Genomic DNA, 22,951 nt, shown 5'->3' with positions numbered 1-22,951 from the left:
CGCGGGGTCATCTAGCGGGATCACCGTTCTACGCTAACCCTCGTGCCGGATGGCTTTCTGGGAGGTTCTTCACAACGGAATTAGTGATCTGTAGGACTTTCTCTACAGATTCGTGCTCGCCCACCGAAATTCGGATGCCGTCGCCGGCAAATGCGCGCACCACGATGCCGCCTGCCTCAAACGCCGGCGCGAAGTCAGCTGTGTGTTCGCCCGTGGCGAGCCACACGAAGTTGCCCTGCGCATTCGGGACGTTCCAGCCTTGGGCACGGAGGCCGTCAACAAGACGGTCGCGACGTTCCGCGATGACACTTACGCGCTCAAGAAGTTCAGGTTCGGCGTCGAGGCTCGCAAGGGCCGCAGCTTCCGCTTGGCCCGTGACCGACAGCGGGATGGCTGTGCTTCGGGCCGCATCCAGAATGCGCGAATTACCGATCGCATACCCGACGCGAAGGCCCGCAAGTCCGTACGCCTTCGAGAAGGTGCGCAGCATCACGACGTTGGGGTGGCCGTTTGAGAGCACACGAGGGCCGCTGACAGCATCGGGGTCAGTCACGAACTCGGCGTACGCCTCGTCGAGCACGATAAGCACGTCGTGCGGCACGGCTGCGACGAAACTGTCGAATTCGTCTTGGCGCACGACGGGGCCCGTGGGGTTGTTCGGGCTGCAGACGATGATCATGCGAGTGCGATCAGTGACCGCGGCGGCCATTGCGTCGAGATCGTGTCGGGCACCCTCAGCGAGCGGCACCTGCACAGTAATCGCACCGGCGACGGCTCCAAGGCTCGGGTACGCCTCGAACGAGCGCCACGCGAACATGAGTTCGTCCCGCGGGCCGCAGGCCGCGAGGGCGAGCTGGTAGAGAATCGAGACGCTGCCGGCGGCGACGTGCACCTCGTCGACTGACACTCCGTAGCGCTCCGCAAGGCGTTCCCGCAGGCGCGTGGCTGCGGCATCCGGGTATCTGTTGACGCCCGTCGCCGCGTGGAGCGCCGAAACGACCGTCGGAAGCGGGTCGAACGGGTTCTCATTGCTCGAGAGCTTGTAAGAGTCAGCTCCCGCCTGGCGTCCCTGGCGGTAGGCGGGTAGGGCGGCAATCTCTGGGCGAATACGCACGGGAATCGGCTCGGTCACGGGATCGAGTCTAGAGAGCGTGTGCTCGTGGCACACTCGATGTCATGGGCTTCCTCATTCGTGTCGTCATCAATGCGTTTGCAATCTGGGTCGTCACGCTCATTCCTGCTCTGCAGGTGAGCATCATTGCCTTCTCGCCGGGCGAGACGCTGCAACTCGTTCTCACGTTGCTTCTCGTCGCCGCGATCTTCGCGCTCGTCAACACGATCATCGGCACCGTCGTGAAAGTGCTGGCGTTTCCGCTCTACATCCTCACCCTCGGGCTCATCTCACTCGTTATCAACGGCTTCTTGCTGTGGCTGACGGCCTGGTTCACGGGCTTCTGGTCGTGGGGTCTTCGCGTCGAGGACTTCTGGTGGGGCGTCGTCGCAGGGGTGGTCATCTCACTTATCAACTGGATTTTCGGACTCATTCTTCGCCCCCAGCGTCAGGACTGAGATCGAGAGCGCCATACTCAGTCACCCGCACTGAGTCGGCACCACCGAGCTCACTGAAGACCTCGCGAACCTGATTCATGCGGGGATCTGACGAGTCGTCGAGCATCGCCGCCGTGTCGGCATAGACACTCATGTGATGTGCCGGGAGCGTGAAGTCATGAAAACCCGCATTTGGATCAGCGACGCGGTGCGCGACAAAGCTCCCCTCGGTGCCCACGGGAGCTGCGTACCCTCCGGCGGCGAGTGCCGAAACGATGTCGTCGTCGTGGCGCACCTGCACGCTCAGGGTCTGCTCCGGAACCGCAGCGTCTACCGGGGAGCCGAAGGTAAAAAGCGCTCGGGTGTCGAACTCGCCCGAGAGCGCAACATGGCTTGCCACCATCGCTCCCTGCGAATGCCCGAACGCGTAGATGGTGTCGCCGGGCTCTGCGCCAGCCGCTTGCAGCGCCGCAAGTGTTGCTCCGTAAGATGCTGAACGTTCTCCGTCGTAGAGTTCCAGATTCGACGTCAGGTTCCAGGGTTCTTGCCCCTTTGTCGACCACGATTGCGTCCCCGTGATGTAGATCGCGAATCGCTTGGTGCCATCGGTCATGGCATATTTTTCGACGCGCACGCGTGCCTTCTCGCCACCCGGAATCCGTGCCGCCGCATCAGCAAGGCTTCGCGGTGCCACACCGGTAGTCGTCGTGAGCGGCGTCACCTTCACGGGCTGCGCGTCACCGCTGAGGAGGGTGCCAGAAGGAATTTTTCCTGTCGCGGTTTGCGAGATTCCCCACGGCAGCACGATGGCAAAAAGTGCTGGAGTGAGCCCCAAGAGCGGCGTCCACGGCAACACCATCCCGAGCGCTTGATTCGTCAGTTCGCTCGAACGTTCCCGCCCCCACTCCGCCACGAGGTCGTCTGCCGTCGCCGTGGCTTCCGGCCACTCGCGCGCGATCGCGCGCAGTTGATCATCAATGAGGCCAACCTCGCTTGTGTGTCCGCTGGCCGCTGCGAGTTCGCGTTGCGCGCGCAGTTCGACGATCTCGTAGACAGCGGCGGATGAGCGAAGCGCCGCTGCCACCTCGATTGCTTTCGCTGCCGCGTTGTGGGCGCGTTCGCGCGCTCCCTGTACTCGAGAGAGCTCGGCCCAGATGTTTGCCCGCAGGCTGGCAAAGAGGCGCATGTAGATGACACGAAACTCCTCCTCAACGGCCGTGAGGGCTTCGGCACACGACTCGAGTCGATCGGCGGCACCGCGAAGCGCCGCCGTGTCGACCGCAACGACGGCGCCGCTTGTGATCTCGAGGCCATCGCTCACCTAGTCAGCCCCATCACGCAATCAGACGCCAAGGTACAGCTGCGAGTTCGTCGATGATCAGCAGCGTTTCGTCGCGAAGCAGGTGGATTTCGGCATCCCAGGCGATCGCTCTCTTGCGGTATTCCTCCATAGCTGTCGATTGCCAGCCCGACACTTCGATGAGTTCGGCGGCACTCGCAGCAATCGCGCGGACGGGAGCTTCGAGCGCGACAGCGCACTGATGAATCGCCTGGAGTTCTGCGAACAGAACAGCGTCATTGTCGAGCAGAAACCCATAGGTCATGACGCAAGTGTCGAGCGAAGGGAAGACCCGCGAAGCCAAACAAGCGAGCCTCGGTGGAAAAGCGCGCGGTCGCGGGAAGTGTGCAGAATGCATCACGGCCATCACAATGGACAAGTGAGTGCTGCCGGATCAGATCCCTTTCGAGTTGTTTTCGTTTGTACCGGAAACATCTGCCGCTCCCCGATGGCAGATGTCGTCTTTCGTCGGCTCGTCGCAGACGCCGGACTTGCGGGGCGCGCGACATCGACAAGCGCCGGCACCGGTGACTGGCACGTTGGCGAGCAAGCCGACCACCGCGCCATAGATGCGCTTTCCCAGGAGGGGTACGACGGCTCGCTTCATCGAGCCCGCCAGTTCACACCGGCAGATTTTGATCAAAGCGACCTTGTGGTCGCGCTCGACCGCACGCACGAACGCATCCTGCGGGGATGGGCACGGAGCGAGGCTGATGCCGACAAGATTGCTCTGCTGCTCTCGTTTGGTACGAGCGACCAGCTCGATGTTCCCGACCCGTACTACGCGGGTCCAGAAATGTTCGACGACGTGCTCGCTATGATCGAGAACGCGTGCCGGGCACTTTTCCGGCAACTCCACCCCGCCATCCGCGCCGTCTGACTCGCACTCGGGCGCAAGCGTACGACACGACGGGAGCCACCATGTCGTCTTTCCCCGCTCAGCCCCTCAGCCCGCTCGACGGTCGCTACCGCACCGCCGTTGCTGGGCTTACCGAGTATCTCTCCGAGGCGGGCCTCAATCGTGCCCGGGTCGAGGTCGAGGTCGAGTGGCTCATCACTCTGACCGACGCATCGCTTTTTGGCTCTGAGCCGCTGAGTGCCCTCGACCAGGAGCGCCTACGTGCCCTCTACCTCGACTTCGGTCAGGAAGAGATCGACTGGCTTGCCGAGAAAGAAGCGGTCACCCGTCACGACGTGAAGGCGATCGAGTACCTCGTGCGCGACCGCCTCGAAACCCTCGACCTTGGTCATCTCGCTGAGCTCGTGCATTTCGCGTGCACCAGCGAAGACATCAACTCCGCGGCGTATGCCCTCACCGTCAAGCGCGCGGCTCTCGACGTGTGGCTGCCCGCGCTCCAGAGCGTGATCTCGACTCTCGAGCAGATCGCGCACGAGCACAAAGACGCGGCCATGCTGTCGCGCACTCATGGTCAGCCCGCGACTCCCAGCACGATGGGTAAAGAGATCGGTGTGTTCGCGTGGCGCTTGAAGCGCGTTGCGGGCCAGGTTGAGGCATCCGACTTTCTCGCGAAGTTCTCGGGAGCAACCGGCACCTGGTCGGCGCACGTGGCTGCTGACCCGAGCGTGGATTGGCCCGCTCTCACCGCCGGATTTATCACGAAGCTGGGCCTCGGATTCAACCCGTTCACGACGCAGATCGAATCGCACGACTGGCAGGTCGAGCTCTACGACCGCGTGCGTCACGTCGGTGGAATCTTGCACAACCTCGCGACCGACATCTGGACCTACATCTCGATGGGGTACTTCGCGCAGATTCCGGTTGCGGGCGCGACAGGCTCTTCGACGATGCCGCACAAGATCAACCCGATTCGGTTCGAGAACGCCGAGGCGAACCTCGAGATCTCGAGTGGCTTGTTCGCGACGCTGTCGCAGACTCTTGTGACATCACGGATGCAGCGCGACCTTACCGACTCGACGACTCAGCGAAACATCGGGGTCGCTTTCGGGCACTCGCTGCTCGCGCTCGATAATCTGCGTCGCGGCCTTGGCGAAATTTCGCTGTCACGCGATGTGCTGCTTGCAGACCTCGACGTGAACTGGGAAGTGCTCGCGGAAGCTATTCAGACGGTTGTACGCGCCGAAATCGCTGCCGGGCGCTCCAAGATCACCGACCCGTACGCACTCCTCAAAGACCTCACTCGCGGTCGTCGAGTGGGTGCTCCGGAGCTTGCCGAGTTCGTGCGAGGTCTCGACATCGGGGATGACGCGCGTCAGCGGCTACTCGCGCTCACGCCAGCGACCTACACGGGCCTTGCCGCAAACGTCGTCGACGAACTGCTGTAGCGGATCAGAAGCGTCGCTCTAGCTCTGCGAGCCGAAATGGCTCGCGAGCCGTTCTATGTCTGCTGCGACCATGTCGACGTCGCGCGCGAATTCGTCATCAGTGAGTTCGATCTGACGAACAGTGAAGACGACTTCGGCGCCATCTGGGTGCGCGAGCACTCGCATTGGGTTTGTCACAACGGTGCCGGACGGCAGTGTGACGTCGTGGTCGAGGACGCCGAAGCGGTTCCACTCGACAAATCGAATCTTCACTCGACCCATCGGCGAGTCAACAAGCAGCAGGTCGCCGTCACGAACGACTTCGGCGAGAGCGAGGCCAGCAGCCCACTTCGGCAAATTGTCGATCTCCGAAGCGAACTCGTACACCGCTTGGGGCGTTGCCGAAATCACTCTGCTCACGTGATGACTTCTCATCGCACCAGCATGCCACTGCGGTGGGACCAATTTGGGCTTACTGGCGTTCGGGGGTCTCGTCGCCGTTCGACGCCGATTCGGAAGAGTCGGTGGTTTCTTCGGGCGGCAGCAGCACTGCGCGGTCGATTTTCTTCTCGATCTGTGCGGGGTCAACCGCGAGCACGAGAAGCGCCATCACGACGAGTGTGACGATGAACGTGACACCGGCAACCACCAGAGCGACCATGATGGCGCGCTGAATCTCGTCGGCGGGACGCGCCTGAAAGGCTCCCATCGATACCAGCGTCACGATGCCGCCAAAGAGAGCTGCAACGAATGCGAGGCCCACCAGTTGTGCGGGCTTCATGAGGTCTCGACGTGTCGGACGATCTGTCATGCCGTGCCTCCCGGCGTGTCGGTCTGCGCGGATTCGGCGGGCGCTGGTCGCGGCGAAAGCGCCGCAATCGCGAGGAACACCGCGATGATTGCGGCGTACGCTCCGAACACACCGACGCCGATGGTGATGCCGGTGAGAGTGAAGGTTTGATCGGCATCCGCGATGTAATACTGCAGCGCGTACTGCGCCGGAACGAAGAGCAGCGCGATGCCCAAAACCAGAGTCAGGATGCCGACGGTCAGTGCGTCACGCGCCTCACTTTTGGCGGCCGTCGAGGCGACGCTCTTACGTGCACGCCAGCCCGCGAGGGTCTCGAAAAATCCCGTTGCAAGTGCCCAGCTGATGACGACGCTGAAGAACAGTGTTGAGGTGCGAAGGCCTGCAACGCCACTGGCCATTCCCGCGATTACGGCGAAGACGCCGAGCGTGATTGCGGGCCAGCGCGCGCCGGCCGGATACACGAGCCATGACGCCAGCAACAGCACAATGCCGGTCGCGATAGTGAACCCGCTGAACACACTGAGCCCCACGGTCGCCGAGTGATCAGGCGAAAAAGTGATCATCGCGGCAGCGAGAGCCGCGAAAGCGGCGCGCGCCATTTGCACGTGACGAACTTCGAAAGTTCGGGGTACGGACGTTGAAGACACGGTAATTCCTGGGCGCAGCGGGTTCCCCGGCGAGTTCAGGGGATGACTCCAGTCTAAGTCGTGGTGCGGTGAGCGTTGCCCGAGAAGTCAGGGATCTCGGTAGCGAGGTCGCTGATCACACCTGTCGCTTTCGACGACCTTGCATCGAACTGAACCCGACCGCAATAGCACCGGCAATGATCATGGCGAACGCCAGCAACGGCACAAGTGGGTCGACTTCATCTCCGCCCGTTACCGCGAGGCCATCCATCTCGGAGTTGGAACCATCTGTCTCGGTAGTTGAATCGGCGGTAACTTCCGGCTCGGACGTCGGCAGGAGTTCGCTACCGCCGTTCACGTTTCCTGGGATGAGTATCCACGCAAATGAGATTGCGTCGTCCGGCGACGGCGTGGAAGACGGAGAAAAGCACGTCGCCTCCAAGATGAGAGAGCCGAGAGCAGGATTCTCGATCTTGAGCCATTCCGCTATCTCAGTGAGAGGGAACTCAACGACACCGTCTACGACCGCTTGTCCGGGGACCTCCGCCACGGGCATCTCAATGTACTCGCCATCGATCGAGGCCCAATAAGTGGCAGCGATACGCATGTAGTTGCTGGAGCCTTCTCCACACCCAAGGATCACAGCGCTACCTGGGTCTGCCTCCGCCTGCAGCGTCTCGATGGTTGTGCCTGTCGGTAACTGAAATTGCAGCTCGAGCACGGGGATGGCAGCGACCGCTGTGTCGCCAAGAGGTGAGCACTCTACGGCGAATACCATCGAACCTCCCGCAGCCTGACCGGTGCTCTCGAACCACTCGACCACTTGGCGTAACGCGATTGCCTGGCGGCCTTGTTCTTCCGGGTAACCGTCAAATGTTTCGGCTGCGTCTCCGTCTGGATTCCCGCCCGGGGTGAAATAGGTCGCTTCGACGACAACGGCGTTCGGATCAGGACACCCCTCAACGACAAATTGGCCCGGTATATTTTCGCCATGTACGTCGCCGAATGGAGGCGAACCGTCTGAACCGACAACAAGACGATCGGGAAGCGTAAGCACGAGCGCCGGCGGCGCAGCGGCTGCGGCGGGCGCCGCTACCGCCAAGAGCGAAACGAGTAATGCAGCGGTCGCCCATGCGCGAACTGAACTCACCATAACGAGACTCCCCCAGTGAGTAAGTCCCACTCACTCGCCACAGTACGGTAAGCGCGACGTGGAGTGCGTCGAGTAATCGATTGAGTCGGGTTCAAATGCAACCCCGGGTGGTTTGTCGGTGTACCTTCGCCCGGTCGGCGAGGTCCACTCCAACACCCCATCGCCGCGTTGCTTCACTGACCACTTGCTCACGTGTTTCAAACTGTGATGCCTTCGGCACAAATGCGCGAGGTTGTGCTGATGGGTGGGTCCACCGAGGGCTGCATCTACTGTGTGGTCGATGTCGCACCGGTGGGTGGGCATGCGGCATCCGACGAACCGGCAGTGTTGATCTCGTGCCCGGAGTTGCCGTTTGAGTTGATCGCTGGGTCGGTACCGGTCGACGGCGACGACGGTGCCTGTCACGGGCCGGGTGAACACCCGATCCCATCCCGGTGCGGTACCTGCGAGGCGTCGTGCGGTCTCGGGGTCAACCAGGCTGAGGCCCGACAAATCCGCCGGTGTCGATGAGGTACCCGCAAGCGTTGTGGCAGGAACGGTGACCTGCACGATCGCTTTGATTGCCCCGAGCCCGCCACAGTCATCGCCCGCGAGCGGGTCAAGGCTCGGAACCGAGGTCAGCAGCATGTCGGAGAACATGTCGGCGCGGATCTGATCCGTCGTCCGCGGATCATCCACGGGCTGATCGTGTTCCTTCGTGCCGTAATCCGACCGGCCGGCCCGAAAGTCTTTCAACGCTCGCGCCTGCTGTGTGAGGCGGTTGAAGATCCCGTGCGCTTGCACCGACGGCAACACCGCGCTGATCGAACTCATCCCATCCGCAAGATCAAACAACCGCACCGTGCGCGTCGCGTTCACGTCGTCGAAGCGTTCCTCAAGCGTTCGTGGCTGCGCCTTCTCGGCAAGAGCTGCAGCGAACCCGCGGAGTCGCCCCGGTGTCTCGGCCTCAGTGACCGCCGCCACGTCCCGGTCGTACCGGGCCTTGGTGCAGCATCCGTGAGGTTCACGCCCGCCCGCAATATCTCTTGCACATGCCGTTCCGAGATACGCCCCGCACTCCACGACGCGAACGTTTCGGGATACGACTCGGTGACTTCGATCGCGTCATCGATGCGCGTTTGCGCAGTCCGGTCCGACATCCGCAATGCTGCCCCGACTTCTGCCGCGACCGCACGCATCGGAATCTCACGATCCCGTGAATCGCGCGATGTCATCCGCCGCATTTGCGCGAGTGCGATCCGGCCCATGTTCGCCAGAACCGCAGCCCGCGCCGCCTCCATCTGCCCGATCTGCTCGTCAAAAGAAGTCAGAGTCGATACAGACTCAGACAGCACCTGCGCTTCTGATTCTTGCGGCTCGGCTTCGTTCTCTGACATGCCCCAAGTATCGAACATACCTCTGACATTGACCATGCCAAACTAGCCCAAAAAGCCCCGGTGTGGATAACTTTCTCAAAAAACTTTTGGGGAGAAGAGGAAGAGAGATATCAATCAGAACCCTTCGCCTCCGAGCAAGCTCAGGTCCCAAGGGGGAGGCGCGCTCTGATCACCGAAACATTTATCGTTGACGCATATTCTTGGGGTGTGCGCGCTCTCTGCTCTTTCGCCGGCGGTGCGGGTCATCTACTTCCGCAGATGCCGCTGCTACGCGAAATGGCCGCGGCAGGGCATGAACTCACCCTGATCGGACGTTCGTCTGGCGCTCAAGCGGCTCCGGCTGGCATCTTTCGCCGCATCGTGACGCGCGACGATCGTCGCGCTGCGCTCGCCCAACAGATCACCCCCTTGCTGCCCCTGAACCGCGAGTCCGAGGTCGACGTCGTGGCTCAATATTTCGCTGGCGAGGCTGCACTCGGCTCATTTGCAGCCGCTATTGCCTGTGCCGCGACAGCAGACGTTGTCATCTGCGACGAATTCGACTTTGGGGCGATGGCGACAGGTGCAGAAGCCGGGATTCCTGTTGTCGTTGTATCCGTCATTGCATCAGGAGCACTCGTCCGCGAGAGCCGTGTCGGCGCCGCACTGCAACGACTCTCCGTCGATCTGGGACTTTCCGCGCAGCTGAGGCTGCACGGTGATCTCTTTGTCATTCCTTTCGCGCCAAGAATGCGTGCAGCGGAGTTTCCACCACCTCCGCACACAACGTGGATGCGCCCTGACCGCGGGCCAGAACCCCACCCGAACGGGTCAATAGTTGCGACGTTAGGAACCGAATTCAACACCGAATCCGGGGATCTCTTCGACCGCATTCTTGGCGCCCTCGCCGCGCTGGACGTGCCAGCGGTTGTCGCAATCGGTAGTGACCTCGATGCGTCCCGCTTCGGACCACAGCCCGCGCACATTCGCATAGAGAGCTTCGTCGATCTAGAAGCGTTGATTCCGCGTGCCAGTGTGGTTCTTCATCACGGTGGTAGCGGCATGTTCATGCGATCAGTATCGGGCGGCGCGCCCCAAATAGTGTTTCCGATGGGCGCTGATCAACCTTTTACGGGTGACCGCGTGGAAGACCTCGGTGTGGGAACTGTCCTCAACGCACTTACCGCGGATTCCGCTCTGATCGCATCGGCTACGGGAGCGCTGATGGAGGATGCCGCAACTCGCGCACGCGTATTGGATCTGCGCGCAGAGGCTCTCGCTCTTCCGGCTCCAACAGCCGCACTCAACGCGGTGCAGGCCCTCGTCACCCGCCCCCATTAGCCCTTCGGCCTACTGTCCCTCGATTGCACGTATGAGCGATGCCGAATCGTACGGGCCGATATGGCGCTTCTCGCCGATGAAGAACGTGGGAGTGCTGTGGAGATCCATCAATTCCGCGTCGAGACGATCGTCTTCGACCCGACGTGCAGCATCGGCAGAGTGGAGATCGGCACTGAATCTCACAACATCGAGCCCGACCTCCTCGGCTCGGCGACGGAGGCCATCTTCATCGAGCTCGTCTTGATGCGAAAACAGCAGCGGGGCGAAGTCGAAGAATCGATCCTGCAATGCGGATGCTTCGGCGGCCTGGGCGGCGAGAGTGGCATGCGGGTGCACGCTGCTGAGCGGCAAGTGCCGGTAGACCCAGCGCAACTCGTCTCCGAAGTGTGCGAGCACAGCATCCACTGATCCCGTCGCGCGACTACAGAACGGGCACTCAAAGTCGGCGTATTCCACGATTGTGTAGCGAGCATCAACGGGGCCACGAATGTGGTCGCGTGCCGGATCAACGGGCCGATTCAGCACGGCACCCACAGCGCGCGGCGGGCGCAACCTGTCGCCGATGAACAGAATCGCCCAGCCCAGAGCGAAGGCAATAACGGATGCCGCCAACACCCCGACCCGGGCAAGATCCTGCTGATCGGGGTCACTGATCGCCAGTGGCACAAGGAACAGCGCAATGGTGAACCCGATGCCCGAAAGCGCTGCCCCGCCACCGACACGTCGGACGGTGAGTCCGGGGGCGAGCTCGCCGACGCCGAGGCGCTTCATGAGCGTTGTCGCACCGGTGATACCGACGAACTTGCCGCCGACGAGGGCCGCGATGATGCCCCACGTAATCGGTGACGTGACGGCGGCTGTCAGCACCTCGACGTCGATGTGCACGCCGGCGTTCGCGAGAGCAAAGATCGGCAGCACGCCGAGCTGAATGTACGGCCGCCACGCTGAGTCGATCCGCTCGTTGATCGAGAGCGCACCTCGCACCGTGCGCTGCAGGGCCGACGCGTACGCCGGGTTCGGCGACTCCCGGAAGGCCTGCGTGAGGTCGGTCGTGCGCTCAACCTCGGCGCGACGCGGCGAAAACACCGGAATGATAAGCGCTACCGCCACACCCGCGAGCGTTGCGTGCACACCCGACGCCGACACGGCGACCCACAGCGCGATGCCACCAATGGCGTAGGCGATGCCCGTGCCAGCAGGCAACCAGCGCACAAACGCAAGCAAAACCAAGAGCACGATGGCGATGGTCAGCGGGAGCAAACTGAGGCCCTCGTTGTAGAACACCGCGATCACGATGAGCGCGCCGACGTCATCAACGACCGCGAGGGTCAACAAGAACGTACGAAGTCGTGCGGGATGCTTCGGCCCGATGAGTGCGAGTGCTCCGAGCAAGAACGCGGTGTCTGTTGAAATAACTACACCCCAGGCGCCCGCCGACCCGCTCGATGCGTTAATGGCAATGAAGATAAGCGCCGGAACCGCGAGCCCAGCGATGGCCGCAACGATCGGCACGATTGCACGTGAGCGCGAGGTCAGCTCACCTATCGTGAACTCTCGTTTGACTTCGAGTCCGACGAGAAAGAAGAAGAAGGTCATGAGACCCTCGTTCACCAGTTCGTGCGCCGTGAATTCGGCGCCGAACCCGCCCACCGAGATATCGATGTTCGTCGACCAGAAGACTTCGTATCCGCTGGTCGATACGTTCGCCCAGACCACCGCGGCGATTGTCGCGAGCAGCAGGAGCGCTGCGGCAACCCGGTCGCTGCGCGCTGCCGACAGAGTTGTCACCATGAACCCGGAGCGTAGTCCTTAAGGAAGACGCCAAAAAGGTCTTCGCCGGCTTCGCCGCGCACGATCGGGTCATACACGCGCGCGGCACCGTCGACGAGGTCTAGGGGCGCGTGAAACCCTTCCTCGGCCAAACGCACCTTCGTCGGGTGCGGGCGCTCATCGGTAATCCAACCGGTATCAACGCTCGTCATAAGAATGCGATCCGACTCGAACATCTCGCGCGCGCTTGTGCGCGTGAGCATGTTGACGGCAGCTTTCGCCATGTTGGTGTGCGGATGCCCCGGCCCCTTGTAACCGCGACCGAACACACCCTCCATCGCGCTGACGTTGACGACGTACTTGCGGTGTCCGTCGCTGGCGGCAAGGGATGGCCGCAGTTTCGAAATGAGGATGAACGGCGCCGTTGTATTGGCGAGCTGTACTTCGAGCATCTCGAGCGGGTCGACCTGGTCGACGTGCTGCGTCCACGAGTTGATGTCGTGGAGGTCGGGCAGAAGTCCACCGGCATCGATTGCGGTGCCGGCAGCGAGACGCTCGAGCGAACTCGACCCGGCAGCCAGCGCCTGCTCGGTGAGCTCCTCGGCTCGAGCGGATGCCGCCGCCAAAATCGGGTGCGATGTCACCGACTGCGCGAGAGCCTGCGGGTGCCGGTCGTTCGTGTGCCCGAAAGTGATGAGTTCGGGCAGCGGGCCATCGGGGAGAGGCGCGAGTTCGGCATCCACGAGGGGTTGATACGCACCCGTCGACCGGCGCACCGTCTGCGTGGCGTTGTTGATCAGAATGTCGAGGGGCCCGGCTGCGGCAACATCTTCGGCGAGGCCGATCACTTGAGCGGGGTCGCGCAGGTCGATCCCGACCACTTTCAAGCGCTGCAACCAGTCTGCCGAATCGGGAAGGCTACTGAATCGACGCACGGCATCGCGCGGAAAACGCGTCGTGATCGTGGTGTGTGCACCATCACGCAGCAGACGAAGCGCGATGTACATGCCGATCTTCGCTCGTCCACCGGTGAGCAGCGCACGCTTACCCGTGAGGTCGGTGCGGGCATCGCGCTTGGCGTGGCTCATCGCCGCGCACTCCTGGCACAGCTGGTGGTAGAACGCATCGACAACCGTGTACGGCTTTTTGCAGATGTAGCATCCGCGCGCCTTTAGGAGCGTGCCCGCAGTCGGCGCCGTAGTGGCCGTTGAAATCGGGATGCCACGGGTTTCATCGTCGATGCGATCGGGAGCGCCCGTCGCGGTCTTTGCCACAACGGCTTTGTCTGCGGCAACGATCGCGTCGCGGATCTCTCGGCGGCGAACGCGCTTGACGGCCTTGAACATTGCCGCGGTTGCGCGGCGCACTTGCACGTAATCGGGGTGCTCTTCGTCGATGCTCGACATCCCGGCGAGCACCTTGAGAGTGATCGCCAGCTCGTCAGGGTCGATCGCAGGCGTGTAGTCGCCTGGCGTCTCGCTACCGTCTGGCTGCGGTTCTGTCGTCTCGGAGGGCACATGCGATTCTAGGCCGAACCCACTCGACCTAGGGCGATGAGACGCTATCGTTCACTCGCAAAGCGTTGGGTCCCAAGAATTGCCAGCAGCTCAAGCTTGCTGGCTGCCTCGCTGCGCGGTGGGGCTGTAAGAACGAGCAACACCTGCGATTGATCCTCGGTGAAGAGAGCTTGGCAGTCCACTTCGATCTCGCCGATCTCGGGATGGATGAGTACTTTGTGGTCCTCGAAGCGCCGACGCACCTCGTGTTCTGCCCACAGCGCCACGAACTCCGGACTTTGTCGGCTGATTTCACGAACGAGTGCGCCCGCACGCGAGTCGTTGCCCATCACACCGATCGCCGCGCGAAGAGACGCCACCAGCGCACGAGCTTGTCGTTCGTGATCGCTCTCGGGATAACGACTACGCGCGTCATACGGACTCACAAACCATCGATAGGCATCGCTACGCGCCCAGCCGGTTAAAGCGCTCGCGTCACCGAAAAGCGCTTTCGCTGGGCCGTTCTGCACCAGTGTCTCTCCAAGCAACGACAGGATCATCGCCGGAGTGTCCTCCAACCTGTCGAGTACCCGCAGCAGCCCTGGCGCGACGTGTTCGCCCGCGAACGAGCGGTCGGGCGGGCTGTGCCCTGCCACGCGAAAAAGATAGTCGCCCTCATCGGCCGTCAGCCGGAGCGCTCGAACAAGTGACGACAGCATCTGCGTACTCGGCTGCGGACCGCGGCTCTGTTCTAACCGCGTGTAGTAATCGGCCGACATTCCCGCGAGTTGCGCGACTTCTTCTCGTCTGAGGCCGGGGGTCCGTCGACGTGGTCCAGCGCTTAACCCGACATCGGCGGGCCGCAGGCCGCTGCGACGACTCAGCAGAAATGCGGCGAGCGCAGCGCGATCCATGAATCAAGTATCACCGCGTGCGTCACGATCAACCAGGGATCACCGCTCCCCCGATCGGTGGTGCCTGGAGCGATAGAGAGAACCGGCCGAAGGTTGAGACATGAACATCAGCGGAAACACCATCTTTATCCCCGGCGCTACCAGTGGCATCGGTCTCGCGCTGGCTCTTCGTCTTCGCGACGCAGGCAACACCGTCATCATCGGCGGGCGCCGCACCGAACTTCTCACTCGTATTGTGGCCGAGAACCCGGGCGTCGATGCCGTTGAGATCGACACGACGGATGCCGACAGCATCCGCCGTGCAGCAGGCAGCGTCATCGACACGCATCCCGATCTCAACGTGCTCATCACGATGGCTGGCATCATGCGGGTCGAAGACTGGACAGCACCGACAGGTTTTGTCGCGACGGCGGAAGAAACCGTGACAACCAATCTGCTCGGCCCTATTCGCCTCATCGGCGCATTCATCGAGCACCTTCAAACGCGCCCTGATGCCACGATTCTGACTGTCTCGTCGGGCCTCGCGTTCGCGCCCCTGCAGGCAACACCCTCCTACAACGCGACGAAGGCGGCGATCCACATGCTCAGCGAGTCGGTGCGCCTGCAGCTCGCTGGTACTTCCGTAAAGGTGCTCGAGCTCGTGCCTCCGTCGGTTCGCACCGATCTGCTGCCCGGCCAGCGGGAGAGTGAATTCGCAATGCCGCTCGATGACTTCGTGTCGGAAGTCGTCGAGCTCATCAAATCCGAGCCGACAGCGACAGAGATCCAGGTCGAGAACGTCAAGTTCCTTCGCTACGGCGAAGCCCGCGGCAACTACGATGAGGTCGTTCGCGCGCTCAACCAGCTGGATCCGCACGGTAAGTAACACCTTCGACCCAGTCACCCCTTCAGCACCTATCGTGAAGGGGTGACTTCAGCCTCTCCCGACGCCGCGCGCCAGATCCATGTGTCTGCGGCGGTGATCACCGACTCAGAAGGCCGTCTGCTGCTCGTACGAAAAAACGGCACAACGGCATTCATGCAGCCGGGAGGTAAACCCGAGGCAGGAGAGTCAGCGAGCGAAACTCTCATCCGCGAGCTCGAAGAAGAGATCGGGGTGCGGCTGGATGCTGATGCTCTTGAGCCTCTTGGCACGTTCACCGCCGTCGCCGCCAACGAAGCCGGTTTTGATGTTGTCGCCGAGGTATTCGCGGCCGATATCGCCGCGCAGCGGCCGCAGATCGCGGCCGAGATCGCGGAGCTCCGCTGGATCACTCGTGCTGATGCCGACCTGATCGAAGTTGCGCCCCTGGCACGCGAGTACTTCTTACCCGAGGCGTGACGGGAGGCGTTTCGCATGAACGACGAGGTGAATGCCGAACTGCGCGCACTGCGAGCGCGAGCGTACGGCCCGAATGCCGATCTTCACGACGACCCTGAAGCGTTGCGGCGGTTGCAGGAACTCGAAGCGATGTCGCGCGGTGCAGACACTGTGCCGGACTCGGACGAAACGACCAGTGAGGCACCCTCCCCTGCTGAGGAATTTCTCGCATTGCCCGAACTGCAACCGGACGCCGAACCTGGGCTCGATATTGAGCCCGCACTCACCAACGAATCCGCCGAGCGCACGCGATGGAGCGCACGACGGATCGGCATGGTGTGGGTGGCATCCGTTGTCGCAGCAGTCGTTGTTGCGACCGCCGTCACCGCCGTCGTCAGCCGACGAGTTCAGGCGGATCCGCAAGAGATCGCTGTCTTGACAGTCAATCCAGCGGCGGAATTGCCGGGCTTCTTGACGAGTTCCTTTGGCGACGCTCCACCCGAGCCGTCGCAAGACGCGAAACAAAAAGCATTCACCGAGTTTTATGGTCTCTCGGCATTCACCGTGCCCGCAGAACGCTGGGGATACGGTGTCGACGAGACCTGCCTCATTTTGGGCGCGACGGCCGGCTTCAGCCCAGAATCTGATTCATTCGAAGGACCGCTCTACAGCGGCTGTAGCACCGGCACCTTTCCCGCGACGCTGCAATTCGTCGTATCGAACTCGGTCCCGCAAGAACTCCAGGACGCATACCCCGAGGGCACGGCATTTCAGTTCGTGCTCGATGGCTCCGAAGTCATCGTGCTGAGCGACGCTGAATAGCCCAGGACCTCACATGTTCCACCTGATGACGGCCGCGGACTCCTTCTCGTAGCCCAAGACCGAGACGCTCGCTGTTTGGATCGGAAAGCTCTGGCCGAAGACGAGGGGAAAATCGAGCCAAGCGAGCGCCAAGACACGCAAGGCGTGACCGTGAGCGAAGCAGATGGCCTTGTCGACTCCGGAGTCACGCACGCGACTCATCACTCGAGTGAGGCGAGCACGCACCTGATCGGCTGATTCGCCACCCTGGCAGCCGTTGAACCAGATACGCCAGCCCGGGTGGGTCTCACGAATCTCGTTGCTCGTCTTGCCCTCAAAATCGCCGTAGAACCACTCCGAAAGATCGTCGTCGATAACGACATCATCAAAACCAGCCAACTCGGCTGTGCGCCGGGCCCGCAGTCGCGGACTCGACAGCACCAGATCGAAATCGTTGGGGTTCAGCTGCGCCTGCAGCGCCTGCGCCTGCTCGACGCCCCGGTCTGTGAGGTCGAGGTCGGTGATCGACGTGTGTCGACCTGACTTGCTCCACTCGGTTTCACCGTGGCGAACAATGTACAACTCAGTCATGCGCAAGCCCTTTCAATCACTCCGGTTCCCAGTGTGTCGCGTTTTGACACCTTCCGGCGGGATAGCCTCGCACCGTGACGACTGAACAAACCCTGACCGACGCCGCAGTGACGCAATTCGCGGTGCTCGATGCGCTCCTGGCTGGCGCCTACGAATCCGGCGTCGCGGTCTCTCGAGTGCGGCAACTCGGTGATTTTGGCATCGGATGCTGCGAGCACCTGGGCGGCGAAGTCATCATCCTCGACGGCGACGTTTTCGAATGCACTGTCGATGAGGCACCCGACCGCATGAGTGACGAACAGATCCTGCCCTTCGTCGACGTGTGCCACTTCGCCTCGGCCACGGTGAGGGAGGTCGCCGGATCAGATCTCGCCGAATTCACCCGCAGCGTCGAAAGCGCGCTGCGGAGCCGCAACCTCTTCCACGCCGTGCGCGCGGACGGGGTCTTCGCGTCAGTGCTCGTTCGGGTAACCGAGCGGCAAGAGCATCCGTATCGTCCACTTGCCGAAGTAACCAACGGGCAGATCGAGACTTTGCTGACCGATGTTCGCGGCACTCTCGTCGGCTTTTGGGCACCCGCGATCTATCAGGGCATCACCGTTGCCGGGCTGCACATCCACTTTCTCGCCGATGACCGCAGCGTCGGCGGACACGTACTCGATGTCACTGTCGATCGGGCCGAACTGGGGATCGCGGCCTACGCCCGGTTCGATCTGCACCTACCGAGCGACGACCACTTTTTGCGCACCGAACTCACACACGACGAAGACCACCGCATCGTGACCGTGGAAGGTGGCGGCAAAAAGGAAGACGAGTTCCACTAAATGGTGAGGCCTATGGACAGTGGCTGGCGGCGCTTCGGGTATGCACTCGAAGCGTCGCCAGGGCTTGTTCTTCAGCTCGTCGGATCCGCAGTTGCGTGGACCTTTGTCCAGCTAAGCGGGATGATGGTTGCGGGGTGTGGCCCAGAGCGGCCCTGCAACCACACGCTGACTGACTTAGCGACAAACGGTATTCAACCCGCTCTTCTTGTCGCGTGGGCAATCACAGCCGTGCTGGTATTCGCTGTACCGCTCGTCTGGGGGCGTAGCCCCTTGCCAGTACTCCTCATCGGCATCGGCGTCTCTGCGCTGCTCACCGTTGTGGCCTACGTGACGCTCAGTATTGGCGCAGGGGTCATGTGACCAGGTAAGGCCACAATATTTTGCGCCCCGCGGCACTCCGGTCCCCCGCAACCGCTTATCGTGAACCCGTGAAGAATCACGACGTCGTCATCATCGGAGCAGGGCTCGCAGGGCTCCGGTGTGCAGCGCGCGTGGCCGCTAGCGGACGCGGTGTCACGCTCCTCGAAGCCGAAGATGTTGTCGGTGGCCGCCAGCGCACAATCGCGCGCGACGGATTTTTGCTCGATCGAGGCTTCCAAGTACTCAATCCGGCCTACCCCGCGGTCAAACGCTGGGTCGACATCGCAGAGCTCGACCTACGCGCGTTTCCCGTTGGCGTGCGCGTTCGGCGCGAAAACGGCGTGGCTGAACTGAGCCACCCGCTTCGTCATCCCTCAACAATCCTTCGCACTCTCCGCAGCGGCCTCGTCTCACCCAGGGATGCCGCCGCACTCCTCCGCTGGGTCGTACCGGTGCTGCTTCGCCCCCGCGCCGTGATCTCCGGCACCGACCGCGCCCTCACCGAGGGCCTAGACCGGGTCGGACTCCGCGGGCCACTTCGCACTGAAGTGCTCGAAACATTTCTTGCGGGGGTTATCGCCGACGACTCGGGCCAGACATCGGATGCCTTCGTACGGCTCCTCGTGCGCATGTTCGTGCTCGGGGCCCCCGGCGTTCCCGCGGCCGGCATCGGCGCTCTTCCGGCGCAACTTGCCCGAAAGGCAACCGCAGCCGGTGCCGATATCCGGCTCGGGATGCGGGTGCAGAACCTCCGCGCCCACACCGACGGCGTCGAGCTCGATGTCACGGGGTCCGACCCCATCCGCGCGCGTGACGTCGTCGTCGCCGTGGGCCCGGGGGCCGTCACAGACCTACTCGACATTCCTCGCCCGGCGACAAAAGGATTGCAAACCTGGTGGTTTAGCGCCGACAGTGCGCCAACGGCATCCGCGATGATCTCGGTGGATGGCCGCCGCCAGGGCCCCGTGGTCAACACGGTGGTCATGTCGAATGCTGCACCACGTTACGCACCCCCAGGCAAGCACCTCATCGAAGCGACGTGCTTGCTGGCGTCAGGGGCAACCGAACCCGACGTTCGCCGTCATCTCGCGGAAATTTGGGGAGTCGCGACCGCCGATTGGCAGCTGTTCCAGCGCGACGACATCCCCGATGCCTTGCCCGCGCAACCCGCGCCGCTCAGCACCGAGCGCGTGCCCCGACACAGCGAACACGTCTACCTCGCCGGCGACCATCGAGATACCGCATCGATCCAGGGCGCGCTCGTCTCGGGAGAACGCGCAGCGCGCGCACTTCTCGGCTGAAGTTAACCGCGGCGAACAAGTCCTCTTGCTGGGGCGGATGCGCCGGATCGGGGTCACTTTCGCCGTGCGACCCATTCCCGCTCGACTATGAACCGTCGCGCAGATCCTTCAACGAGGTCGTCGAATACTCGATGTCGTTGAACTCGACGTCGCAGCCCTCTCCCATCGGCGACTGGGCTTCAAATCCGATGCGCGGCTGAGCGCCGGGCGAATCGAGCACGAAAATGCGCACCATTTGCCAGTGCTCGCCGTCGAGTGATGCGTGGAAAGCGAAAACTCTTCCTACGCGGGACATCCGTAGCCAAACCTCGTTGCCCGCTACAACGAACGCATTTGCGTCGTCGGCGACGTCGCGGTTGATGACAGAGACGACCATAGGCTGGCGATCAGGAGCAAATTCGAAGCAGAGCTTTCCCCACCGCTTCTCGTCAAACCACAGCAGCAGCACTCCCGCATCAAAAGTGTCAGCGAACTTTACGGACACACGCGCGCTGAGTTGAAAGTCGCCTTCGGGCGCATCGGCGAGGAGCGTCGCTGCGTTGAGCAAGGTTTCAGAGTTGGCTTTGCCGTCGTCACCGCCCGGGTCGACGAAAATATCGCTGTGCGGATGGGCTATTACGTGAAGACGTCCTGATGTGGGGTCAGAAAGCCACGACGCTCGATCAGAGGGCAGGAAGTCGAAGGGCGCGCCGGTTACGGCAACAGTGTGGGGCATGCTGCCTCCTTTCCTTGTACCGCTCCACTATTTCCCAGAAAACGGGTCAATTCGGGTAGCTGAAGCTGAGCGTTCCCAGAGGCGGTCGGCGAAATCGACGTCGATGGCCCATTTTTTGACGCCACCCGGCCCTCGGCGGCCAACCACCGATCAGCCGACTGCAACCAACGTCCTGACCGGGGACACCTAACGGGCGTCGCGTTCACGGGAGAGGAAATCGATCGCGTCGTGGCGAAAATCGCGCGAACCGGGCGTATTGAAGTGGTGCCGGCCCGGAACCTCGAGAAATGAACCGCGCGGAGTCGCCGCCGCGAGCTTTCGAGAGTCGTCAAGAATCGCATCTTCACTCCCCGTGACGAACAAGACCTCTTGCTGCGGCGGGTGCGCCGCGTCGGGGTCGCCTTCGCCGTGCCGCATGCCCTCGGCGAGCGCGATCAGCGCGTGCAAGTCGTTTCCGGGCACCCGCTCGGCGAGTGTGACGTAGTTGTTCGTGACGCGGTCTTCGACCGCGACGCCCTCGTCTGCGTATGCGCGCGCTTGGTCGATTTGCAGGCGCGCCAGCGGGCGACCATCGGGGATGCCGCCGAGCACAGCCTGGCTCACGCGATCAGCGTCGTCGACAGCAAGTTGCCATCCGACCCTCGCGCCAAGGGAGTAGCCGACGTACTGCACGGTGTCGAGCAGGTAGGTGTCGAGCACATTCACGAGGTCGCTCACGAGCGCCGTCATCTCGTAGCCGCTCGGGTCACGGGGCTTGTCGCTCGCACCGTGACCGCGCTGGTCAACACCGAGCACGCGAAACCCAGCGCGCGTGAGGTCGCGCACCCAGCCCGTGTTCACCCAGTTGTCGCGACAACTCGACGCAAAACCGTGCACGCAGAGCACGGTCGGAGCATCTTCGTCGCCCCAGGTGTACGTCGCGATGCGATCGGCTCCCGCCATCACGAACTGGGGCTCCGGCATCTCGGTCAGGGGGCGAAGTGCGCTATCCATAGGTGCCATTGTCGCCCCGGCGTGTGACCTTCGACGCTAAATGGCGGCGTTCTGTGATCGCTCCGTGTCGCTCCTTCCGGGCAATAGCTGTGTTGCATCGCATGGGTTGCGAGACGTCTCACGAGTCGGCGCGAAGCGCTGGTACTTCCTGGTGGGGAGTGTGGGCAGCAGCCCTTGGTGGCGGCCTTCTCGCATCGCATCGCTCCGTGTCGAGATGCGGGCCGAGGGGTTGGCATCAGCGCCACATGCGGGCGGCGAGTAGTTCGAGAGTGCGTTCACGCGCGGGGAAACGGTCTCTTGGGTCAGTAATCGACCCGCCCGCTGCCGGCCCGATCATAACTTCATCGACCCCGATCCGGGCGGCAAATTCGGCGAGCCTTTCTGCGACCGCGCCGGTTTCGCCGATGAACAGGTGTTCAAGCAGGCCGTCGACGAGTTCTGATTGGGACGCAGTCAGGACCGTGTGTGCGGCCGCTTCCACCGTCTGCATTGGACCGAGCGAGGTGCCACTGCCGAGGCGGGCCATGTGTTGCAGTTGCGGGAGCGCGAGGCGGCGAGCGTCAGCGTCGGAGTCGGCGACGACGAGCGTCACTGTGAGAAGCGCTCGGGGAGCGCGCAGTTGGTCGCTCGCTTCGAACTGCGCTCTGTATAGGTCCAGGAGTCGGTGGGTGTGTTCCTCGGAGGTTTGGTGAGCGAGAACATAGGGCAGCCCGAGACGTGCCGCGAGCCGTGCGGAGTACTCACTTGTGCCGAGGAGCCAGAGCGAGGGACTCGAGCCAGCCATGGGTGTTGCGTACACCGAGTACTGCCCACCCCCGGACAACTGCAAGCTGGCCCCTCGGGGGGACATCATCGCCCTGATCTGCTGCAAGTGCTCCGGCAGGCGAGTGACATTGCTGGCGTGTCCGCCGGGCTGCAGTAGGGCGGTGACTATGGGGTCGGAGCCGGGCGCGCGCCCGATCCCGAGGTCGATGCGGTCAGGCGCTGCCGCTTCCAATGCCGCGTACTGCTCCGCGATGACGAGGGGCGCATGGCTGGGCAGCATGACCCCGCCAGAACCGAGCCGAATGCGCTCGGTGTGGCCTACAAGGACCCCGAGGAGGACCGCGGGGTTGGTGGAGGCGACTGATGGGACGTTGTGGTGCTCGCCGAGCCAGTAACGGGTGAAGCCGAACTCGTCCGCGCGCCGGGCAAGCGCGATTGAAGCGGCCACCGCGTCGGAGGACCTTTGTCCGTCGCGGACGGGAACGAGGTCGAGTATGGAAAGTGCAAGGTGGGACATGTCTGTTCCTGTCGGACTGCGGATGTGGCGGTGGTGAGGCAGAACGTGCCGAGTGGTCTGCACCCAAGCGGCAGCGCACGCCTCCATTGGCGAGGGCCGATCGACCGCGTTGATGGACGCGAGGATGGGGCGTCCGCGTACGGACGCC

At 62.7% G+C, this 22,951-nt stretch carries 26 protein-coding genes; 10 read left to right on the top strand and 16 right to left on the bottom strand.

Features of this window, described 5'->3' with window-relative positions; translation table 11 throughout:
* Positions 1-28 precede the first annotated feature (28 nt).
* Complete coding sequence (locus FHS06_RS03055) at positions 29-1,132, bottom strand: histidinol-phosphate transaminase (protein ID WP_167045295.1); 1,104 nt, start codon at positions 1,130-1,132, stop codon at positions 29-31.
* Between the two features lie 44 nt (positions 1,133-1,176).
* Between FHS06_RS03055 and FHS06_RS03050 the strand changes: the two genes are divergently transcribed.
* The gene (locus tag FHS06_RS03050) at positions 1,177-1,569 is read left to right on the top strand and encodes a phage holin family protein (protein WP_167045292.1); all 393 of its coding nucleotides are present in this window, start codon (positions 1,177-1,179) and stop codon (positions 1,567-1,569) included.
* Here the strand turns inward: FHS06_RS03050 and FHS06_RS03045 are convergent.
* Entirely contained in the window at positions 1,541-2,869 is a 1,329-nt protein-coding gene (locus FHS06_RS03045; RefSeq protein ID WP_167045289.1) for an alpha/beta fold hydrolase, read from the bottom strand. The two genes, FHS06_RS03050 and FHS06_RS03045, sit on opposite strands and share 29 nt — an antisense overlap.
* Positions 2,870-2,882: 13 nt before the next feature.
* The gene (locus FHS06_RS03040; RefSeq protein WP_167045286.1) at positions 2,883-3,152 is read right to left on the bottom strand and encodes a hypothetical protein; all 270 of its coding nucleotides are present in this window, start codon (positions 3,150-3,152) and stop codon (positions 2,883-2,885) included.
* Between the two features lie 114 nt (positions 3,153-3,266).
* Here FHS06_RS03040 and FHS06_RS03035 point away from each other — a divergent pair, with 114 nt between their 5' ends.
* Both FHS06_RS03035 and purB read left to right on the top strand, forming a co-directional pair.
* Complete coding sequence (locus FHS06_RS03035) at positions 3,267-3,767, top strand: low molecular weight protein-tyrosine-phosphatase (RefSeq protein WP_310734867.1); 501 nt, start codon at positions 3,267-3,269, stop codon at positions 3,765-3,767.
* Between the two features lie 41 nt (positions 3,768-3,808).
* On the top strand, positions 3,809-5,191 hold the full coding sequence (purB, locus tag FHS06_RS03030) for an adenylosuccinate lyase (protein ID WP_167045280.1): 1,383 nt from the start codon (positions 3,809-3,811) through the stop codon (positions 5,189-5,191).
* Positions 5,192-5,209: 18 nt separating this feature from the next.
* Here purB and FHS06_RS03025 read toward each other — a convergent pair whose 3' ends face one another.
* From FHS06_RS03025 to FHS06_RS03000, 6 genes are all read right to left on the bottom strand, one after another.
* Complete coding sequence (locus tag FHS06_RS03025; protein ID WP_310734868.1) at positions 5,210-5,590, bottom strand: SRPBCC family protein; 381 nt, start codon at positions 5,588-5,590, stop codon at positions 5,210-5,212.
* Positions 5,591-5,642: 52 nt separating this feature from the next.
* A complete protein-coding gene (locus FHS06_RS03020; protein WP_167045274.1) occupies positions 5,643-5,981 on the bottom strand; it encodes an amino acid transporter in 339 nt (112 codons plus the stop codon).
* Positions 5,978-6,628: an acyl-CoA synthetase gene (locus FHS06_RS03015; RefSeq protein WP_310734869.1), complete on the bottom strand. Its 651-nt coding sequence runs from the start codon at positions 6,626-6,628 to the stop codon at positions 5,978-5,980. Before FHS06_RS03015 ends, FHS06_RS03020 begins: the two co-directional genes overlap by 4 nt.
* A gap of 115 nt (positions 6,629-6,743) precedes the next feature.
* On the bottom strand, positions 6,744-7,760 hold the full coding sequence (locus FHS06_RS03010) for a hypothetical protein (protein WP_167045271.1): 1,017 nt from the start codon (positions 7,758-7,760) through the stop codon (positions 6,744-6,746).
* A gap of 30 nt (positions 7,761-7,790) precedes the next feature.
* A complete protein-coding gene (locus FHS06_RS03005) occupies positions 7,791-8,723 on the bottom strand; it encodes an HNH endonuclease signature motif containing protein (protein ID WP_167045268.1) in 933 nt (310 codons plus the stop codon).
* Positions 8,615-9,136 (bottom strand): DUF222 domain-containing protein, encoded by a 522-nt coding sequence (locus FHS06_RS03000; protein WP_167045265.1) that lies wholly within the window; start codon positions 9,134-9,136, stop codon positions 8,615-8,617. The genes FHS06_RS03005 and FHS06_RS03000 overlap by 109 nt, the downstream gene beginning before the upstream one ends.
* A gap of 207 nt (positions 9,137-9,343) precedes the next feature.
* Here FHS06_RS03000 and FHS06_RS02995 point away from each other — a divergent pair, with 207 nt between their 5' ends.
* A complete protein-coding gene (locus FHS06_RS02995) occupies positions 9,344-10,456 on the top strand; it encodes a glycosyltransferase (protein WP_167045262.1) in 1,113 nt (370 codons plus the stop codon).
* Between the two features lie 9 nt (positions 10,457-10,465).
* Here the strand turns inward: FHS06_RS02995 and nhaA are convergent, their stop codons facing one another.
* The 3 genes from nhaA to FHS06_RS02980 all read right to left on the bottom strand — a co-directional run bounded on the left by nhaA (position 10,466) and on the right by FHS06_RS02980 (position 14,636).
* On the bottom strand, positions 10,466-12,247 hold the full coding sequence (gene nhaA / locus FHS06_RS02990) for a Na+/H+ antiporter NhaA (RefSeq protein WP_167045260.1): 1,782 nt from the start codon (positions 12,245-12,247) through the stop codon (positions 10,466-10,468).
* A complete protein-coding gene (locus FHS06_RS02985) occupies positions 12,241-13,677 on the bottom strand; it encodes an SDR family NAD(P)-dependent oxidoreductase (protein WP_310734879.1) in 1,437 nt (478 codons plus the stop codon). The genes nhaA and FHS06_RS02985 overlap by 7 nt, the downstream gene beginning before the upstream one ends.
* Before the next feature lie 110 nt (positions 13,678-13,787).
* Entirely contained in the window at positions 13,788-14,636 is an 849-nt protein-coding gene (locus FHS06_RS02980; RefSeq protein ID WP_167045257.1) for a helix-turn-helix transcriptional regulator, read from the bottom strand.
* A gap of 100 nt (positions 14,637-14,736) precedes the next feature.
* Here FHS06_RS02980 and FHS06_RS02975 point away from each other — a divergent pair, with 100 nt between their 5' ends.
* From FHS06_RS02975 to FHS06_RS02965, 3 genes are read left to right on the top strand one after another with little or no spacing between them, the layout of a single operon-like run.
* Positions 14,737-15,501 carry an SDR family oxidoreductase gene (locus tag FHS06_RS02975; RefSeq protein WP_167045254.1) on the top strand — a complete coding sequence of 255 codons (765 nt, stop codon included), beginning with the start codon at positions 14,737-14,739 and terminating at the stop codon, positions 15,499-15,501.
* Between the two features lie 42 nt (positions 15,502-15,543).
* Positions 15,544-15,957 (top strand): NUDIX hydrolase, encoded by a 414-nt coding sequence (locus FHS06_RS02970; RefSeq protein ID WP_167045251.1) that lies wholly within the window; start codon positions 15,544-15,546, stop codon positions 15,955-15,957.
* Between the two features lie 15 nt (positions 15,958-15,972).
* Complete coding sequence (locus FHS06_RS02965) at positions 15,973-16,758, top strand: hypothetical protein (RefSeq protein WP_167045248.1); 786 nt, start codon at positions 15,973-15,975, stop codon at positions 16,756-16,758.
* A gap of 9 nt (positions 16,759-16,767) precedes the next feature.
* Here FHS06_RS02965 and FHS06_RS02960 read toward each other — a convergent pair whose 3' ends face one another.
* Positions 16,768-17,328 carry a histidine phosphatase family protein gene (locus FHS06_RS02960; RefSeq protein ID WP_167045245.1) on the bottom strand — a complete coding sequence of 187 codons (561 nt, stop codon included), beginning with the start codon at positions 17,326-17,328 and terminating at the stop codon, positions 16,768-16,770.
* Between the two features lie 74 nt (positions 17,329-17,402).
* Here FHS06_RS02960 and budA point away from each other — a divergent pair, with 74 nt between their 5' ends.
* From budA to FHS06_RS02945, 3 genes are all read left to right on the top strand, one after another.
* On the top strand, positions 17,403-18,152 hold the full coding sequence (budA, locus tag FHS06_RS02955; protein ID WP_167045242.1) for an acetolactate decarboxylase: 750 nt from the start codon (positions 17,403-17,405) through the stop codon (positions 18,150-18,152).
* 12 nt (positions 18,153-18,164) lie between these two features.
* Positions 18,165-18,512 (top strand): hypothetical protein, encoded by a 348-nt coding sequence (locus FHS06_RS02950; protein WP_167045239.1) that lies wholly within the window; start codon positions 18,165-18,167, stop codon positions 18,510-18,512.
* Positions 18,513-18,580: 68 nt separating this feature from the next.
* On the top strand, positions 18,581-19,813 hold the full coding sequence (locus FHS06_RS02945) for an FAD-dependent oxidoreductase (RefSeq protein WP_167045236.1): 1,233 nt from the start codon (positions 18,581-18,583) through the stop codon (positions 19,811-19,813).
* 85 nt (positions 19,814-19,898) lie between these two features.
* Here FHS06_RS02945 and FHS06_RS02940 read toward each other — a convergent pair whose 3' ends face one another.
* The 3 genes from FHS06_RS02940 to FHS06_RS02930 all read right to left on the bottom strand — a co-directional run bounded on the left by FHS06_RS02940 (position 19,899) and on the right by FHS06_RS02930 (position 22,803).
* The gene (locus FHS06_RS02940) at positions 19,899-20,528 is read right to left on the bottom strand and encodes a DUF1349 domain-containing protein (protein ID WP_167045233.1); all 630 of its coding nucleotides are present in this window, start codon (positions 20,526-20,528) and stop codon (positions 19,899-19,901) included.
* A 186-nt stretch (positions 20,529-20,714) separates the two neighbouring features.
* Complete coding sequence (locus FHS06_RS02935; RefSeq protein WP_167045229.1) at positions 20,715-21,521, bottom strand: alpha/beta fold hydrolase; 807 nt, start codon at positions 21,519-21,521, stop codon at positions 20,715-20,717.
* A gap of 235 nt (positions 21,522-21,756) precedes the next feature.
* Positions 21,757-22,803, bottom strand: coding sequence for an MsnO8 family LLM class oxidoreductase (locus FHS06_RS02930; protein WP_167045226.1), 1,047 nt, complete (start codon positions 22,801-22,803; stop codon positions 21,757-21,759).
* Positions 22,804-22,951 lie beyond the last annotated feature (148 nt).

Source organism: Microbacterium halimionae, assembly GCF_011761265.1.
GTDB lineage: Bacteria > Actinomycetota > Actinomycetes > Actinomycetales > Microbacteriaceae > Microbacterium > Microbacterium halimionae.
The sequence above is the reverse complement of the archived record's forward strand: the minus strand, read 5'-3'. Positions and strand labels throughout refer to the sequence as shown.

Coding starts and splice junctions, on each gene's coding strand:
- FHS06_RS03050 (WP_167045292.1), top strand. CDS start 1,177: ATGGGCTTCCTCATTCGTGTCGTCATCAATGCGTTTGCAATCTGGGTC.
- FHS06_RS03040 (WP_167045286.1), bottom strand. CDS start 3,152: ATGACCTATGGGTTTCTGCTCGACAATGACGCTGTTCTGTTCGCAGAA.
- purB (WP_167045280.1), top strand. CDS start 3,809: ATGTCGTCTTTCCCCGCTCAGCCCCTCAGCCCGCTCGACGGTCGCTAC.
- FHS06_RS03020 (WP_167045274.1), bottom strand. CDS start 5,981: ATGACAGATCGTCCGACACGTCGAGACCTCATGAAGCCCGCACAACTG.
- FHS06_RS03010 (WP_167045271.1), bottom strand. CDS start 7,760: ATGGTGAGTTCAGTTCGCGCATGGGCGACCGCTGCATTACTCGTTTCG.
- FHS06_RS03000 (WP_167045265.1), bottom strand. CDS start 9,136: ATGTCAGAGAACGAAGCCGAGCCGCAAGAATCAGAAGCGCAGGTGCTG.
- nhaA (WP_167045260.1), bottom strand. CDS start 12,247: ATGGTGACAACTCTGTCGGCAGCGCGCAGCGACCGGGTTGCCGCAGCG.
- FHS06_RS02980 (WP_167045257.1), bottom strand. CDS start 14,636: ATGGATCGCGCTGCGCTCGCCGCATTTCTGCTGAGTCGTCGCAGCGGC.
- FHS06_RS02975 (WP_167045254.1), top strand. CDS start 14,737: ATGAACATCAGCGGAAACACCATCTTTATCCCCGGCGCTACCAGTGGC.
- FHS06_RS02965 (WP_167045248.1), top strand. CDS start 15,973: ATGAACGACGAGGTGAATGCCGAACTGCGCGCACTGCGAGCGCGAGCG.
- FHS06_RS02960 (WP_167045245.1), bottom strand. CDS start 17,328: ATGACTGAGTTGTACATTGTTCGCCACGGTGAAACCGAGTGGAGCAAG.
- FHS06_RS02950 (WP_167045239.1), top strand. CDS start 18,165: ATGGACAGTGGCTGGCGGCGCTTCGGGTATGCACTCGAAGCGTCGCCA.
- FHS06_RS02940 (WP_167045233.1), bottom strand. CDS start 20,528: ATGCCCCACACTGTTGCCGTAACCGGCGCGCCCTTCGACTTCCTGCCC.
- FHS06_RS02935 (WP_167045229.1), bottom strand. CDS start 21,521: ATGGATAGCGCACTTCGCCCCCTGACCGAGATGCCGGAGCCCCAGTTC.
- FHS06_RS02930 (WP_167045226.1), bottom strand. CDS start 22,803: ATGTCCCACCTTGCACTTTCCATACTCGACCTCGTTCCCGTCCGCGAC.